We start from the raw sequence: 15,483 nt of genomic DNA on the forward strand, positions 1-15,483 counted from the left end.
GTCATCAGTTGACGTCAGATTCCCTGCCGGCAAAGGAGCTGCGATGACGATCCACGACGAGCTCGGCCAGACCCGCCGCGCTGTGCAGAACCTCGAGAAAGCCCTTGCGGGATTGAGGAACCAGCTCGGCCCGCACCTCGACGTACTGCGGTTGCTGGACGACGTGGCGCGCTGCTCGGCAGACCTGCGCCGCCTGGAGGAGCAGGTCGGTCCCCCGCGCCACCACGAGCTCGTGGTGATCCCGGAGGACGACCGCGACCACGGCCCGTGGGGCACCGGCGACTTCGACCACGAGGCTGTCAGACCGTAGCCAGGCACTGCTTCAGCAGCCGCCGGAGCCGTACGTCGTTGTCACCGTCCGTTGCACGGGCGGTGACGACGACAGCCTCGGCAGCGTGCTCCGTGGCCACGAAGGTCCGGTAGAAAGGTTCGCCCAGACCGACGCGATCCAGCACAGGGAGCCACCAGGCGGCGTGGTCGGGACGCGTGCCGAGGAAGTACAGAGCCGTCTGGTGCGCCCTGGACAACCGAGTGTGTTCGTCCGGAGAGATCTGCCCGGCGCTCGTGAGAGCGGTCGATACACAGAGAGCTACCAGCCTTGCCGAGCGCTCGAACCCCGCGTGAGCCGTGCCGATGAACGCCGGCGCCAAAGGCAGCAAGGCGCGCCGGCCCGCCTTGCTGCTGTGGTCGTGGACCATCCGGGCGATCGAGCCGAGCACGGGGTGAACGCATTCCGGGCGGTCTGTCCAGGGCTCGCGGGCCAGCTTGGAGACGACTTCGAGTACGCAGGGATCTGGGCGAGCCACCCGGGCGTAGTACGCCGGGGCGTGCGTACGGCTCATTCGCCCGGCCGTGCCTGGCCGGGGTGGGGTTGGGCCAGCAACGACACAGTGCCGGCTACCGGCGTACCTAGTTGAGGCCGAACCGGTAGAACGGGTCGCCCGGGCTGCTTCAGGAAGCGGACGGTCAGGGCCGTGAGCAGGCCGAGGAGGCCGGCAGCGAGGAAGACCGGGCGATAGCCGTAGGCCTGCACCACGCTCGCGGTGACGCCGATGCCGACAAGACCACCGACCGCCTTCGCGCTGTAGAGGATGGCCTGGTTCTGGACCAGGCTGTTCTCGCCGAAGAACTCCAGCACCAGGTTCGCCATGATCGCGTAGAAGGCGCCGCCGCCGAGGCCGGCGAACATCGCGCAGAGCACGAACGCCCACCCCGCGCCGGACTCGCCCGCCAGCACGAGTCCGACATGGGTGAAGCCCTCGATCATCAGCACCGCCGCGAGCACCCGGCGACGGCCGAACCGGTCGGACAGGTTGCCGGCGAAGGACCGGCCGAGACCGTTGACCGCGGCAAGCAATCCGGCGGCGAGGCCCGCGACGGCGAGGCCGAGTCGCGCCTCGATCGCGTAGCTGACGACGAACGCGATGCCGAACAGCGACAACGCGGTACTCAGGGCCAGCGTCAGCCACATCAGCGGCAGGGCGCCGGTACGCATCGCCTCGGCCGGCCGGTAGTGCCGGGCCGCGGGGATGTTGTTCGGGATGCTCCGGTTGAGCTTCCGGTCGACCGCCCAGACCTGGGCGTCGATCTCGGCCGGCCACCAGTGCCTGGGCGGATCCTTCAGCACTCCACCGGCGGTCATCACGATCAGCAGGGCGACCGCGGCGGTCAGGTCGAAGACGACCCGCTGGCCGGCGGCCGAGTCGAAGATGGTCAGCAGCGCGATGCTCGGCACCGCTCCGCAGGCGAAGCCGCCGGTGACGAACCCGATGGTCGCGACGCGGCGGTCGGGGAACCACCGGGCCGCGGTGGTGATGCAGGCCGCGTAGACCAGACCCGCTCCCGTGCCACCGATCAGCGCGTAGCCGAGGAGTACCGCGGCATAACTACCCGAATGCGCCAAGGTCGCCAGGCCCGCTGCCGCCAACACCCCACCCAGTACTACGAGTTGCGTCGGCGAGGCCCGGCGTACTCGCTGGAGCCAGGCGGCGGGAACCGCCACCAGCGCCTGGCAGGCGACGAACACCGCCAGCAGCCACATGGTCTGGACGAAGCTCCAGCCACGACTCTCCTGCAGACCGAGCGCACTGGAGCCGAAGGAGTACTGCAGGGGGCTGATGGCAACCATGCAGGCCCAGGCGGCCCACAGTTGCCAGCGCCTCGAGTGCCCGGTCAGATCCTCGGCGTCTTCGCCGATCCGGTACCGGCGGCCATACACGTCGCGCACGTCCCGTGGAGGCGTGCTGGTGGGTGCGTTCTTCATGGAAGCGCCTCCTGGCTGACCGGGGGTGGGATGGGCGAAGAATTGAGTACTGCATACCGTATGGAACTTTGGTACTCCTCTCCGCCATCGCTTGTCCAGACCTCATGAAGTCTTGTGACCAATGTGCATACAGCATACAGTCGGCACATCTCGCGTTCGCAGGCTCCCGAGGAGGACTTTCCGTGGATCTGATGGAGTACCAAGCCAAAGAACTCTTCGCCCGGCACGAGGTGCCGGTCACCCTCGGCCGGGTGGTGGAGGACGCGGCCGACGCCGCCGCTGCCGCCGAGGAGCTGGGCGGCCGGGTCGTGGTCAAGGCGCAGGTGAAGGCCGGCGGCCGGGGCAAGGCGGGCGGCGTGAAGCTGGCCGCGGATCCCGCCGAGGCCACCGAGCGCGCCCGCGACATCCTCGGCATGGACATCAAGGGGCACACCGTCCGCCGGGTGCTGCTGGCTCCCGCCGCGGACATCGCCGAGGAGTACTACTTCTCCTTCCTGGTCGACCGGGCCAACCGCAACTACCTGTGCATCGCGAGCACCGAGGGCGGTGTGGAGATCGAGGAGGTCGCCCACAGCAACCCGGACGCGATCGCGAAGGTGTCGATCGACCCGGCCACCGGGGTGGACGATGCGAAGGCGGCCGAGATCGTCGCCGCGGCGGGATTCCCGGCGGAGGCGGCGTCCGTCGTACGGGCGTTGTGGGACGTGTTCATCAGCGAGGACGCCTCGCTGGTCGAGGTGAACCCGCTGGTCAAGCTGGGTGACGGCCGGCTGGAGGCGCTGGACGGCAAGGTCACGCTGGACGAGAACGCGGCGTACCGGCACCCCGACCACGCGGCCTTCGACGACAAGGAGGCCGCCGACCCGCTGGAGGCCGCGGCCCAGGAGAAGGGGCTGAACTACGTCAAGCTCGACGGCTCCGTCGGCATCATCGGCAACGGCGCCGGCCTGGTGATGTCGACCCTCGACGTGGTCGCGTACGCCGGTGAGGCGCACGGCGGGGTCAAGCCCGCCAACTTCCTCGACATCGGCGGCGGCGCCTCGGCCGAGGTGATGAAGAACGGCCTGAGCATCATCCTGGGCGATCCGCAGGTGCGCAGCGTGTTCGTCAACGTGTTCGGCGGGATCACCGCCTGCGACGCGGTCTCGAACGGCATCGTGCAGGCGCTCGAACTGCTCGGCGACCAGGCGAACAAGCCGCTGGTGGTCCGGCTGGACGGCAACAACGTGGACGAGGGCCGCCGGATCCTCGCGAAGGCGAACCACCCGCTGGTGACGGTGGTCGACACCATGGACGGCGCCGCTGACCGCGCCGCCGAACTGGCCGCGCAGGCCTGAGGAGGCAACGGAAATGGCAATCTTCCTGACCGAGAAGAGCAGGGTCGTCGTCCAGGGCATGACCGGGTCCGAGGGGCAGAAGCACACCACCCGGATGCTTGCCGCCGGCACCAACATCGTCGGCGGCGTGACGCCCGGCAAGGGCGGCCAGTCGGTCGACTTCGCCAAGCGGTCGATCCCGGTCTACGGCTCCTGCGCCGACGCGGTGAGGTCGACCGGCGCCGACGTCTCGATCGTGTTCGTCCCGCCGAGGTTCACCAAGGGCGCGGTGATCGAGGCCGTCGACGCCGGCATCCCGCTGGTGGTGGTGATCACCGAGGGCGTGCCGGTGCACGACACCGCCGCGTTCTTCGCCCACGCCGAAGCCGCCGGGACCCGGATCATCGGCCCCAACTCCCCCGGGCTGATCAGCCCCGGCCGGGCCAACGCCGGGATCATCCCGGCCGACATCGCCGGCCCCGGCCGGATCGGCCTGGTGTCGAAGTCGGGCACGCTGACCTACCAGATGATGTACGAACTGCGCGAGTACGGCTTCACCACGGCGATCGGGATCGGCGGCGACCCGATCATCGGGACGACGCACATCGACGCGCTGCGGGCGTTCCAGGACGATCCCGACACCGAGGCGATCGTGATGATCGGCGAGATCGGCGGCGACGCGGAGGAGCGGGCGGCGGCGTTCATCAAGGAGTACGTGACCAAGCCGGTGGTGGGTTACGTGGCCGGGTTCACCGCTCCGGAGGGCAAGACGATGGGCCACGCGGGAGCGATCGTGTCCGGCTCGTCCGGTACCGCGGCCGCCAAGCAGGAGGCGCTCGAGGCCGTCGGCGTCAAGGTCGGCAAGACCCCGAGCGAGGCCGCCCGGCTGATGCGCGAGGCGCTCGAACAGCTCCTCGTCCACTAATTCCTCTGTCTTCTTTTGGTGAAGGGGCAAGCACAGTGGCAAGAATCGGATTCATCGGGCTCGGCATCATGGGCTCGCACATGGCCGCCAACCTGGTCCGGGCCGGCCACGAGGTCACCGGGTACGACGTCGTGCCCGCCTCGGTCGACAAGCTCCTCCAGGCCGGCGGAAAACCCGCACCCGACATCGCGTCGGCAGTCTCCGGCGCGGAGGTCATCATCACGATGCTTCCCGACTCCCCGCAGGTGGCCGAGGTGGCCCTCGGCCCCGGCGGGGTGCTGGAGTCGGCAGCACCCGGTGTGCTCCTGGCGGACATGAGCTCGATCGCGCCGGAGACGTCCCTGGCTGTCGCGGCGGCCGGCGCGGAGCGCGGAGTACGGGTTCTGGATGCTCCGGTGAGCGGTGGTGAGCAGGGAGCGATCAAGGCGTCGCTGTCCATCATGGTCGGCGGCGCCGCGGAGGACTTCGAGGCCGCCAAGCCGATCTTCGAGGACCTCGGCCGCACCATCGTCCACGTCGGCGGCCACGGCGCGGGTCAGACGGTGAAGGCGGCCAACCAGTTGATGGTGGCAGGCATCATCGCCCTGGTCAGCGAGGCGATCGTGCTGCTGGAAGCCTCCGACGTCGACGGCGAACGAGGCCTGGAGGTGCTGGCCGGCGGCCTGGCCGGTAGCCGCATCCTCGACCTGAAGTCAGCCTCCATGCTGGCCCGCCAGTTCGAGCCCGGCTTCCGCATCGACCTCCACCACAAGGACATGGGCATAGCCCTCTCCTCCGCCCGAGCCGCCGGGGTCTCCCTCCCCGTCACCGGCGTAGTAGCCCAACTGGTAGCCGCCGCCCGAGCCACCGGCCACGGCTCCGATGACCACTCCGCCCTACTCTCCGTCATCGAATCCCTCTCCGGCCGCGCCTCCTGACCCAGCAAACCCCCGCCGGCACATCGCCCGGCGGGGGTTTACTGCGTCTGGGGGTGGGGTGACACTCGGATTGGGGGGAATGGGTTGTTCGGGTTGCGGTGGGGAGGGTGTTATGGGTGGGCAGGTGGAGTTGGTGCGTGGGCTTTACGACTCGTTCGCGCAAAGGGATGTGGCGGGGATGCTGGGGATGCTGGATCCGCAGGTGGAGTGGAACCAGGCGGAGCACGTCACGTTGTGGCCGGGTGGGCCGGTGGTCGGGCCTGATGCGGTCGCGGGGCAGGTGCTGGCTCGGTTCCCGGAGTTGTTCGGGGACACGTTCCGGATCGAGGTCGGGCGGCTGCACGAGTGTGGTGACGTCGTGATCATGGAGGGCCGCTACCGCGCCACTGTGCGGCCGACGGGGAAGGATCTGGACGTGCAGGTCGTCCACGTCTGGGACATCGCGGACGGCAAGGTGGTGCGGTGGCAGCAGTACACCGACACCTGGGAGTTCGCGGAGGCGACGGGCATCCGCCCGCTCGACACCTCGACGGCCGGCGCAGGCTGATTGGAATCAGGTGAGCCCGGAGGGGCCTGGCAGGGCGCGCGGCTCCGGGCCCACCTGGGTTCAGGGCCGCGGCGCCGCGGCTACGGGGGCTGCGGCGGCCGTCGGGGCGTGGGCAATGGGCGTGGTGCCGACCTTGGTGGACAACAGATCGGCGACGGCGTGGACTGCCCGCAAGGTGGGAGCCTTGGTGCTGGTGAGGTCGGCGAGTTCGACCACGGCCGCGAGGATCACGTCCAGTTCCAGCGGTTTGTCCTTCTCCAGGTCCTGGAGCATGGACGTCTTGTGCTCACCGACACGCTCGGCGCCGTCGATGCGCTTGTCCACGGAGATGTCGGGATGGCTGCCGACGGCGGCGGCGATCTCGAGGGTCTCCTCCATCATCAGCCGGATCATCGCGCGGGTGCCCTCGTGCTGGGCGATCTCGACCATGGTGGCGCGGGCGAGGGCGCTGATCGGATTGAAGGCGGCGTTGCCGAGGAGCTTGATCCAGATGTCGTTGCGGATGTCCGCCTCGACCGGGCACTTCAGCCCGCCGGCGATCATCGCCTGGCTGAACTCCAGGCATCGCTCGGAGATGACGCCGGACGGCTCCCCGATCGAGAACCGGGTGCCCTCGAGGTGCCGGACCACGCCCGGTCCCTCCAGTTCGGTCGAGCAGTACACCACGCAGCCGATCGCGCGGTCGAGCGAGAGGACCCGGGTCACCTCACCACCCGGGTCCACCGACTCGATCCGGCGACCCTCGTACGGGCCCGGCAGGCCGTGGAAGTACCACCACGGAATGCCGTTCTGGGCGGCCACCACGGCCGTCTTGTCGTGCAGCAGCGGCTCGATCAGCGGCCCGCAGGACGCGTACGAGTTGGCCTTCAGGCCGAGGAACACCACGTCCACCGGCCCGATCTCGGCCGGGTCGTCGGTCGCCGGGGTGCGAGCCACCCAGTCGCCGCGCGGACTCAGTACTTCGACGCCCCGCTTCCGGATCGCCTTCAGGTGGGGGCCGCGGGCAACAAGGTGTACCTCGGTGCCGCCACGGTGCAGGGCCGCACCGACATAGGCGCCGATCGCGCCCGCGCCAAGAACCGCAACTCTCATCGTGACCTCCCTAGTCCACTAATCCGGAAGCGGTCGGAACCGGATGCCGTACGTCGTCGAGTTCGTCGAACTCCACCACGTTGTCCAGCTCGGTCCCCATCGAGACGTTGGTGATGCGTTCCAGGATCACCTCGACCATGATCGGTACCCGGTGCTCGACCATCATCTTCTTGGCCTGCTCCAGCGCGGGCAGGATCCCGTCCGGCTCGAACACCCGCAACCCCTTGCAGCCAAGGCCTTCCGCGACCTTCACGTGGTCGACGCCGTAGCCGTTCAGCTCCGGGGTGTTGATGTTGTCGAAGGCGAGCTGCACGCAGTAGTCCATGTCGAAGTTGCGTTGCGCCTGCCGGATCAGTCCAAGGTAGGCGTTGTTCACCACCACATGGATGTACGGAATGTTGAACTGGGCACCGACCGCGAGCTCCTCGATCAGGAACTGGAAGTCGTAGTCGCCCGACAGCGCGACGACCGTCGCCTCCGGATCCGCGACCGCGACGCCGAGTGCCGCCGGGCCGGTCCAGCCGAGTGGTCCCGCCTGGCCGGCGTTGATCCAGTGCCGCGGCCGGTAGACGTGCAGCATCTGAGCGGCCTGGATCTGTGACAACCCGATCGTGGAGACGTACCGGGTGTCCGGCCCGAAGGCGTTGTTCATCTCCTGGTAGACCCGTTGCGGCTTCACCGGCACGTTGTCGAAGTCCGTACGCCGTTGCAGCGTCCGCTTGCGCTCACGGCAGCCGGCCGTCCACTCCGACCGGTCCGGCAACGGGCCTTCGGCAAGCTTCTCCCGCGCCACATGAATCAGTACCTCGAGCGCGGCGCGAGCGTCGGAGGCGATCCCGAGGTCCGGCGCGAACACCCGGCCGATCTGAGTCGGCTCGATGTCGATGTGCACGAACTTCCGGCCGGCCCGGTAGGTGTCGAGGCCGCCGGTGTGCCGGTTGGCCCACCGGTTGCCGATCCCGACCACGAGGTCCGACGCGAGCAGCGTCTCGTTGCCGTACCGGTGCGAGGTCTGCAGCCCGACCATTCCGGCCATCAGCCGGTGGTCGTCGGGGATCGTCCCCCACCCCATCAAAGTCGGTACGACGGGTACGCCGGTGAGCTCGGCGAACTCGACCAGGAGGTCCGCCGCGTCCGCGTTGATGATCCCACCACCCGCCACCAGCAAGGGACGCTCGGACGCCGCCAGCAACTCCAGCACCTTCTCGGCCTGCGCGACCGTGGCGCGTGGCGTCGCGATCGGCAGTGGCGCGTACAGCTCGGGATCGAAGTCGATCTCGGTCAGCTGGACGTCGATCGGCAGGTCGATGAGCACGGGTCCGGGACGACCCGTGCGCATCAGCTGGAACGCCTTCTGGAAGGCGCCCGGCACCTGCGCGGCCTCGAGAACGGTGACGGCCCACTTGGTCACCGGCTGGGCGATCGACTCGATGTCGACGGCTTGGAAGTCCTCCTTGTGCAGCTTGGCCACCGGTGCTTGGCCGGTGATGCACAAGATCGGGATGGAGTCGGCCGAAGCGGAGTACAGGCCGGTGATCATGTCGGTCCCGGCGGGGCCCGACGTACCGACGCAGACGCCGATGTTGCCGGCCTTGGCCCGGGTGTAGCCCTCGGCCATGTGGGACGCGCCTTCGACGTGCCGGGCGAGCACGTGCTTGAGCTCACCCTGCGCCCGGACGGCGTTGTAGAACGGGTTGATGGCCGCACCGGGGAGGCCGAACAGATTCGTGATGCCTTCGCGACGGAGGATCTCCACCGCCGCGCGGGCGGCAGTCATTCGTGGCATGCCAGCTCCTTCTCAGTCGGTGCGCTCGAGCCAGCCGAAGCTCTCGGTGGTCGCGGTACGGGGCTTGTACTCCAGCGCGATCCAGCCGTCGTACCCGGCCACTCGCAGCTCGCCGAGGTACTGGTCGATCGGGATGGTCCCGGTGCCGGGCTCGTTGCGGCCCGGCGCGTCGGCGATCTGGACGTGCGCGATGCGGTCGGCGTACGTCGTGATCGCCTTGCTCACGTCGTCCCCGTTGACGGTGAGGTGATACAGGTCCGCGAGCAGGCCGAGACCGGTGACACCGGACTCCCGCTCCACCCGGCTGATCACGTCCACCACGTCGGTGGCCGTCAGCAACGGATAGCGGGCGGCCCCGCTGACCGGTTCGACCAGCACCGTCGCCCCGAAGGAGCCGGCCGCGGTGGCGGCCAGCGCGAGGTTCTCGGCGGCGAGGTCGTCCTGCTCGGCCGGGGCGACGCCGTCGACGCGGTTGCCGTACAACGCGTTGAAGGCACGGCATCCCAGCCGTTCGCCGATCCCCAGCGTCACCGCGATGTTGTCGCGGAACTCCAGCGATCGTTGCGGCCACGACACCAGGCCGCGGTCGCCGGCGGGCAGGTCACCCGCGGCGAAGTTCAGTCCGACCAGCCGTACGCCGGCGTCGCGGATCGCGCGTTCGAACGCGTCGACCTCGGCGTCGCCGGGCAGTGCGGTGTCGAACGGCCACCAGAACTCCACGGCGTCGAAGCCGGCGGCTCGGGCGGCCTGGGGTCTTTCCAGCAAGGGCAGTTCGGTGAACAAGATCGAGCAGTTGACGGCAAGACGTTGCCTGGGCGCACTCTCCATGGGTCCCACCTTCCGGAGGGGCTCGGTATACGGGATACAGTAGGCCGGGCCCTCACACCGGTCAAGGCATGACGCACGTCACATTCCTGATGACTTGATAGACCTTGCCTACCAGGGATTCGGGAAAGCGCTCGCCGGATTCCCGCGCCGGGGCGCGACTCAGGCGCGCGGCAGAATCGCCGTCAGCGCAGGGTCGAAGACCACCCGCGCACTACCGCCGGTGAGCAAGGAAGCCGTCGCCTGGAACGGCACGTGAGCCAACAGCGACACTGCGCCGGACACCGTGACGGACCGATGTCCCGGGCCAGGGCTGACCCGGGTGATCCGGACCGGAAGCCCCGGCCAGTCAGCCGGCACCAGTTGTACTCCGCTGGCGAACGCGGCGACCGTGACCGGCCCTGCCGGGTGGCTCGTGGTCAGCCCGGTGGGAGTGCGGCCGACGAGGACAGAGCCGTCAGGCCCGACTTCGGCGTCGACCAGGTTCTCGTAACCCACCAGCGCGGCCACACTCGCATCGACCGGCCGCCGGTTGAGCTCCTCGGGCGTACCGTCCTGATGCACCCGCCCGCCCAGCAGTACGACGACCCGATCGGCCAACTGCAGGGCTTCTTCCGCGCGATGGGACACCTGCACAACGGTGATCGCCCGGTCCGCCAGCGCCTGGTCGAGGTCGGCGAAGAAGGCGGACCGGGATCGCGCGTCCAGTCCAGCCGCTGGTTCGTCAAGCAGCAAGACGTCCGGATCGAGCACCAGAGCGCGGGCGAGGCTGACTCGTTGCTGCTCCCCACCGGACAGGGCTCTCGCGGGCCGGTCAGCCAGATGCGCCACCCGCAGGCGTTCGAGCGCGGCCATGGCGAGCTCACGGCGACGCCTGCGAGGCACCTTGCGCCACTGCAACGGCAACTCCACGTTCCGCAGCACGCTGGTACTGAGCAACCCGGCCCGCTGCGTCGCGTAGGCCACCTGTCGCCGCAGTTCCACCCCGCCGTACGCCGTACTGTGGCCGGCGACCGTGACCTGGCCGGCGTGGGGTGGTTCGACAGCGGCGAGGAGCCGGAGCAGGGTCGTCTTGCCCGCGCCATTCGGGCCGAGCACGGATACCCGCTCGCCCGGCGCGACGTCGAGCCGGTCGATCCGGAGCACCTCGCGCCCACCGCGCCGGTGCCGAACCTCGCGCACCGTCAGTTCCGCGCCCACACCGCTCCCCGCTGCTGGATCGACGCGAGCAGGCTGTTGATGACGAAGGCGAGCACCAGCAGGATCGCGCCGTACACGAGGGCGGTGCCGAACTCGCCGCGGCTGACGTTCTCGACGATCGCCGTGGTCATCACCTGGGTCTGGCCGTGGATGTTGCCGCCGACCAGGGTGGCGGAGCCGACCTCGGAGACCGCGTGCCCGAAGCCGGCCATCGCCGCGGCCAGCAGCGGCAGCCGGGCCTCGATCCACAGGCGCACCACCAACTGCAGACGGTTGGCTCCCAGCGAGCGCAGTTGCTCCGGCAGTTCGGGTGGCAGCAGTTGGAGCGCGGCCATCGTGATGCCGGTGATCAGAGGCGTGGCGATGGCCACCTGGGCGATGATCATGCCGCGAACGGTATAGATCAGGCCGAGATCCCCGAGCGGGCCGCTACGCCACAGCAGCAGGGCGACGAGCAGGCCGACGACGACCGTGGGGACCGCCATCCCGGTGTTCACCACCGCGGTGAGGAGCCGGCGTCCGGGCAGCCCCGCAAGGGCCAGCGCGCTACCCAGCGAGATGCCGAGCACCGAGGCGATCACGGTGGCCGTGAGAGACACCGTCGCGGATCTCGCGAGAACCTCCAGCACCGGCTCGGAGTTCATCGGCCCGCGTCGGCGAAGAACAACGCTTCGCCGAACTCGTCGATCCCGAACGTCGCGATCAGCTCCTGCGCCGGCCGGTCCCGGACCCAGTCCGCGAACTCTCGAGCACAAGCAGTGTTGACGCCGTCGTGCTTGACGACGAGCACGTGGTAGTCGTTGCGCAGGTCGGCCGAGTCCTCGAACAACACCGTGAACTGCAGGCCTTTCGTGGCCAGGAACGTACTGCGGTCGGCCAGCGTGTACGCCTGCTTCTGGTTCGCGATCGTCAGCGTGGCACTCATGCCCTGGCCGGTCTTGAGATACCAGGCCCCAGCCGGTACGACGCCGGCCGTCTTCCACAGCGCCAGCTCTTTCGCGTTCGTGCCGGAGTCATCCGCGCGAGAGGCAAAGGGCGCCTGCTTGGCCGCGATCCGCTTCAACGCCTCAGCAGCAGTGGCGGATCCTGCCAGCCCGACCGGATCCGCGGGCGGGCCGGCCACCACGAAGTCGTTGTGCATGACGGGTTCGCGACTGGCGCCGTGCCCCGCGGCCATGAACTTCTCCTCGGCCGCGGGAGAGTGCACCAGCAGTACGTCGGCGTCGCCCTTCTCCCCCATCTTCATCGCTTGTCCCGATCCCACCGCCACGGTCTTGACGATGCAGTCACTGCGCGCGTCGAAGGCCGGCAGCAGGACGTCGAGCAGCCCCGAGTCCTGCGTACTGGTTGTTGTCGCCAGCACCAGGTTCCCGGAAGGTCCGCTGTTCACGGCGGCATCGGAGGAGGAACAACCCGCGATCAGAGCACTCGCCAACAGCAACCCAGCCGCTCGGGAGATCATCGCAGCCGCTTCCCGGTCTCGGTGGTGTTGTACCCACCCAGCTTCGCGATCTCCGCGTGGAAGTCGGCTGATTTCAGCAACTCCCACAAGGGCGCGAGCAAGGGATCTTCGAGGCTCGACGCCTCGACCACCAGGTCGTACGGCTCCTCGGCCACCGGCACGAAGTCGAGCCCGAAGGCCCGCGCCGCGGCCAGGATGCCGAGCCCGCAGTCCGCCCGGCCGGCCGCGATCGCGGCGGCCACGGCCAGGTGAGTCGGTTCCTCCCGGGCGTAGCCGCTGACGGTCGCCGGATCGATCTCGAGCCTGCGCAACTCCTGGTCGAGCAACATCCGGGTACCGGCGCCGCGCTGCCGGTTCACGTACGAGAGGTCACGCTCGCCGAGATCGGCAAGCCCGGTGATGCCGAGCGGGTTGCCCGGCGGCACCAGCAGACCCTGATCCCGGTGCACGAGCCGGATGACCGCCAGGTCGCGCTCGGGCATCATCTCGTCCAGATAGGGCACGGTGTACTCGCCCGTTGCTGGGTGCAACAAATGCGAACCGGCCAGGTGGCACAACCCGTCCCGCAGGGCCACCAGGCCACCGAGTGAGCCCACGTTGGACGACGCCAGCGTCAGGGTCGGATCGGCGCCGCGCAGCATCGTCGCCGCCACGTCGATGACCAGGTCGTGCGAGCCGATGGCAACGATCGTCCGCTCGATCTCGGGCAGCCGGCGCAACAGCCGCACCGACACCTGCTCGCCCGCGTGATGACCCTCCACCCCCGCAGGCACCAGCAGCAACCCGTCAGCCCGAACCAGCGAAGTCAGGACACCGGCGCCGCGTGGCAACGGCGACGCCACCACCTGACCGCCGACCGACCCGAGCCGGACCCGCACCCAGTCGTCCATCCCCACGACCGACGGCAACTTGCGAGCCAGCCTGGCCGTGACCTCGGGCCGCTGCGATGCGGCAGCGCCTTCCAGCGCGGCGAGCAACGGCGCCACGAAGATCTCGAAGGTCAGCGCCGCCGAGACCGGATACCCCGGTACGCCGACCACCGGCGTGGCGTCCACCGCACCCAGTACGACGGGGTGCCCGGGCCGGACCGCGACGCCGTGAACTGCGAGCACCCCGAGTTCCGAGACGATCCGGGCGGTGTAGTCGTCACGTCCCGCACTCGAACCGGCGATCACGATCACCAGATCCGCCGAGCCCGCCGCCTCCCGGACGGCAGTGCTCAGCCGCTCCACGTCATCCGGCTGGATCTCGGTGGCCCACGCCTCGCAGCCGACTTCCCGGGCCTGCGCGACCAGCATCAGCGAGTTGGTGTCGAGGATCTCGCCACGGCGTACGGGTGAGCCGATCGGCACGATCTCGTCGCCGGTCGGAATCACGGCGACACGAGGACGACGCCGTACCAGCACCCGGGTGGCGCCAGCTGCCGCGGCGGCGGCCAGGTCGACCGGCCGGAGCCGGTGGCCCTCGGGCAGCAGAAGTTCGCCGGCGCTGATGTCCTCGCCGATAGAACGCACATGCTGGTACGGCGGTACCGCGGATCTGATCTCGGCGTCGTCGCCGACGTAGTGCACCTGCTCGCGCATCACCACCGCGTCGAAGCCGTCCGGCATCGGATCTCCCGTGTCCACCACCACATAGGACTCGGGACCGAGGTGCAGCGGTGTCGTCGGCGTGGCGCCATGGGTCTCCCGCGCCAGTACTGCGATGCCGTCCATCGCGGCCACATCGCTGACGGGCGAGGACCGGGTGGCCCAGACCGGCTCGGCCGTGACCCGTCCGGCCGCGTCCTCCAGCGGCACCAGGTCAGCTGCGACCCGATCGGGACAACCCGCCGCGGTGCAGGCGTCGTACCAGGCCTGCAGAGCCTCGGCGACGGGTACGTCACTGATGAAAGGGCTGCTGTGCACTGCGCTTCACCTATCTGTACATCGTCACGGTGACCGGCGTCCCGGCGTCGAGACCGGTCGCTGGTTCGGGGATCACCACGTAGCCGTCCGCGCTGGTCAGCAGCGAGAGTAGTGCGGAGTGCCCGAACAGAGGCGTCGCCAGACCGTCCCGCAAGCTGACCTGTACTACGTCGAGGCGACCCGCCGCCGAGGCGATCGGCCGGGCCATGGTCGCGACCACGGAAGGTTCTGGTGCCGGGGAGGTGATGCCGCCGACGAGCCGTAGTACGGGCAGGCCGACCATCCGGAAGACGACCAAGGCGGACAGCGGATTGCCCGGCAGGCCGATGACGGGTACGTCGGAGCATTCGGCCAGCAAGGTGGGCTTCCCCGGCTTGATGGCGAGTCCGTGGCAATAGACACCGGGCGCGCCCAGAGCCTCGACCGCAGCAGTCGTCTCATCGCGCGCACCGACCGACGACCCCGCGGACACGACAACCAGGTCGCACTCCGCGACCGCCGCGGTGAGGGTCTTGGTCAACAGATCGACATCATCGGGCACGATCCCGTAGGAGACGGGCACGCCGCCGGCCTGCTCCACGAGCCCCACCAGCGCCGATGCCGTCGCATCCCGGACCTCTCCCGGGCTGAGCTCGGCGGTCTCCGGCGGCACGAGTTCGTCCCCGGTCGAGATGATCGCCACCCTTGGCTTCGCACAGACCACCAGGCGAGTCACGCCCGCCGCGGCCAGCAGACCTAGATCCTGAGCCCGAAGCGGCCGTCCGGCCGGAACCAGTTCTTTGCCGAGAGCAACATCCTCGTCGGGACGGACCACGCCGTCGCCGACCGCCACCGACTTGGTCACCTCGATCACTCCCGGCATCGTGACCTGGGTGTGCTCGACCATCACGACCGCGTCGGCGCTGTCCGGAACCGCTGCACCGGTGGGGATCTGCACTGCTGCCCCGGGCCGGATCTCGACGTCCGCGGCGGTTCCCATCCGCAACGAGCCAACCAGGTCGAGGTACGCCGGCAGGCCGTCGCCCGCGCCATAGGTGTCAGCGGCACGGACGGCATAGCCGTCGACCGTGGACCGCGCGAAGCCAGGCAACTCGGCGCCGGACCGGATCGGTTCCGCCGGCACCCGGCCGAGCGCGTCCTCGCGACGCACGGTCTCCGTCCCGGTACGCCGCCGCGGGCGGAACCCCGCCAGGGCCTGCGATACCGGTTGCGTCTGGAAGAACTCCCGACCGGGCATGGTGCC

General features: G+C 69.3%; 15 protein-coding genes. 5 read left to right on the forward strand and 10 right to left on the reverse strand.

The genetic code is table 11. The features are described 5' to 3' along the window. Nucleotides 1-43: 43 nt before the first annotated feature. Nucleotides 44-310 (forward strand): hypothetical protein, encoded by a 267-nt coding sequence (locus ABD255_RS31105; protein ID WP_344220335.1) that lies wholly within the window; start codon nt 44-46, stop codon nt 308-310. On the opposite strand, the gene ABD255_RS31110 is transcribed toward ABD255_RS31105, so the two are convergent. Further along, nucleotides 300-842 (reverse strand): hypothetical protein, encoded by a 543-nt coding sequence (locus ABD255_RS31110; protein WP_344220337.1) that lies wholly within the window; start codon nt 840-842, stop codon nt 300-302. The genes ABD255_RS31105 and ABD255_RS31110 overlap by 11 nt on opposite strands. Further along, nucleotides 839-2,263 (reverse strand): OFA family MFS transporter, encoded by a 1,425-nt coding sequence (locus ABD255_RS31115; protein ID WP_344220339.1) that lies wholly within the window; start codon nt 2,261-2,263, stop codon nt 839-841. Before ABD255_RS31115 ends, ABD255_RS31110 begins: the two co-directional genes overlap by 4 nt. Before the next feature lie 182 nt (nt 2,264-2,445). Here ABD255_RS31115 and sucC point away from each other — a divergent pair, with 182 nt between their 5' ends. The 4 genes from sucC to ABD255_RS31135 all read left to right on the forward strand — a co-directional run bounded on the left by sucC (nt 2,446) and on the right by ABD255_RS31135 (nt 5,968). Further along, entirely contained in the window at nt 2,446-3,600 is a 1,155-nt protein-coding gene (sucC, locus tag ABD255_RS31120; protein ID WP_344220341.1) for an ADP-forming succinate--CoA ligase subunit beta, read from the forward strand. 13 nt (nt 3,601-3,613) lie between these two features. After that, entirely contained in the window at nt 3,614-4,504 is an 891-nt protein-coding gene (gene sucD, locus ABD255_RS31125) for a succinate--CoA ligase subunit alpha (RefSeq protein ID WP_344220343.1), read from the forward strand. A 35-nt stretch (nt 4,505-4,539) separates the two neighbouring features. Next, nucleotides 4,540-5,421 carry a 2-hydroxy-3-oxopropionate reductase gene (locus tag ABD255_RS31130; RefSeq protein ID WP_344220345.1) on the forward strand — a complete coding sequence of 294 codons (882 nt, stop codon included), beginning with the start codon at nt 4,540-4,542 and terminating at the stop codon, nt 5,419-5,421. 112 nt (nt 5,422-5,533) lie between these two features. Beyond that, complete coding sequence (locus ABD255_RS31135) at nt 5,534-5,968, forward strand: nuclear transport factor 2 family protein (RefSeq protein ID WP_344220347.1); 435 nt, start codon at nt 5,534-5,536, stop codon at nt 5,966-5,968. A gap of 60 nt (nt 5,969-6,028) precedes the next feature. Here the strand turns inward: ABD255_RS31135 and ABD255_RS31140 are convergent, their stop codons facing one another. From ABD255_RS31140 to ABD255_RS31175, 8 genes are all read right to left on the reverse strand, one after another. Next, nucleotides 6,029-7,060 carry a 2-dehydropantoate 2-reductase gene (locus ABD255_RS31140; RefSeq protein ID WP_344220349.1) on the reverse strand — a complete coding sequence of 344 codons (1,032 nt, stop codon included), beginning with the start codon at nt 7,058-7,060 and terminating at the stop codon, nt 6,029-6,031. Nucleotides 7,061-7,070: 10 nt separating this feature from the next. Next, nucleotides 7,071-8,846: a glyoxylate carboligase gene (gcl, locus tag ABD255_RS31145; protein WP_344220351.1), complete on the reverse strand. Its 1,776-nt coding sequence runs from the start codon at nt 8,844-8,846 to the stop codon at nt 7,071-7,073. A gap of 12 nt (nt 8,847-8,858) precedes the next feature. Continuing rightward, nucleotides 8,859-9,674, reverse strand: a complete 816-nt coding sequence (locus ABD255_RS31150; protein WP_344220353.1) for a hydroxypyruvate isomerase family protein — start codon at nt 9,672-9,674, stop codon at nt 8,859-8,861. A 159-nt stretch (nt 9,675-9,833) separates the two neighbouring features. Continuing rightward, a complete protein-coding gene (locus ABD255_RS31155; RefSeq protein ID WP_344220354.1) occupies nt 9,834-10,871 on the reverse strand; it encodes an ATP-binding cassette domain-containing protein in 1,038 nt (345 codons plus the stop codon). Then, nucleotides 10,856-11,515: an ABC transporter permease gene (locus ABD255_RS31160; protein ID WP_344220355.1), complete on the reverse strand. Its 660-nt coding sequence runs from the start codon at nt 11,513-11,515 to the stop codon at nt 10,856-10,858. Before ABD255_RS31160 ends, ABD255_RS31155 begins: the two co-directional genes overlap by 16 nt. Further along, nucleotides 11,512-12,261, reverse strand: coding sequence for an ABC transporter substrate-binding protein (locus ABD255_RS31165; protein ID WP_344220356.1), 750 nt, complete (start codon nt 12,259-12,261; stop codon nt 11,512-11,514). The genes ABD255_RS31160 and ABD255_RS31165 overlap by 4 nt, the downstream gene beginning before the upstream one ends. 68 nt (nt 12,262-12,329) lie before the next feature. Beyond that, nucleotides 12,330-14,240 carry a molybdopterin biosynthesis protein gene (locus tag ABD255_RS31170; RefSeq protein ID WP_344220357.1) on the reverse strand — a complete coding sequence of 637 codons (1,911 nt, stop codon included), beginning with the start codon at nt 14,238-14,240 and terminating at the stop codon, nt 12,330-12,332. 10 nt (nt 14,241-14,250) lie between these two features. Further along, on the reverse strand, nt 14,251-15,477 hold the full coding sequence (locus ABD255_RS31175; RefSeq protein WP_344220358.1) for a molybdopterin molybdotransferase MoeA: 1,227 nt from the start codon (nt 15,475-15,477) through the stop codon (nt 14,251-14,253). Nucleotides 15,478-15,483: the final 6 nt, after the last annotated feature.

The organism is Kribbella sancticallisti (assembly GCF_039530625.1).
GTDB classification, from domain to species: domain Bacteria; phylum Actinomycetota; class Actinomycetes; order Propionibacteriales; family Kribbellaceae; genus Kribbella; species Kribbella sancticallisti.

Excerpts from the sequence above, each read along its gene's own strand:
- ABD255_RS31105 (WP_344220335.1), top strand. The coding sequence starts at position 44 with ATGACGATCCACGACGAGCTCGGCCAGACCCGCCGCGCTGTGCAGAAC.
- ABD255_RS31110 (WP_344220337.1), bottom strand. The coding sequence starts at position 842 with ATGAGCCGTACGCACGCCCCGGCGTACTACGCCCGGGTGGCTCGCCCA.
- ABD255_RS31115 (WP_344220339.1), bottom strand. The coding sequence starts at position 2,263 with ATGAAGAACGCACCCACCAGCACGCCTCCACGGGACGTGCGCGACGTG.
- sucD (WP_344220343.1), top strand. The coding sequence starts at position 3,614 with ATGGCAATCTTCCTGACCGAGAAGAGCAGGGTCGTCGTCCAGGGCATG.
- ABD255_RS31135 (WP_344220347.1), top strand. The coding sequence starts at position 5,534 with ATGGGTGGGCAGGTGGAGTTGGTGCGTGGGCTTTACGACTCGTTCGCG.
- ABD255_RS31140 (WP_344220349.1), bottom strand. The coding sequence starts at position 7,060 with ATGAGAGTTGCGGTTCTTGGCGCGGGCGCGATCGGCGCCTATGTCGGT.
- gcl (WP_344220351.1), bottom strand. The coding sequence starts at position 8,846 with ATGCCACGAATGACTGCCGCCCGCGCGGCGGTGGAGATCCTCCGTCGC.
- ABD255_RS31150 (WP_344220353.1), bottom strand. The coding sequence starts at position 9,674 with ATGGAGAGTGCGCCCAGGCAACGTCTTGCCGTCAACTGCTCGATCTTG.
- ABD255_RS31160 (WP_344220355.1), bottom strand. The coding sequence starts at position 11,515 with ATGAACTCCGAGCCGGTGCTGGAGGTTCTCGCGAGATCCGCGACGGTG.
- ABD255_RS31175 (WP_344220358.1), bottom strand. The coding sequence starts at position 15,477 with ATGCCCGGTCGGGAGTTCTTCCAGACGCAACCGGTATCGCAGGCCCTG.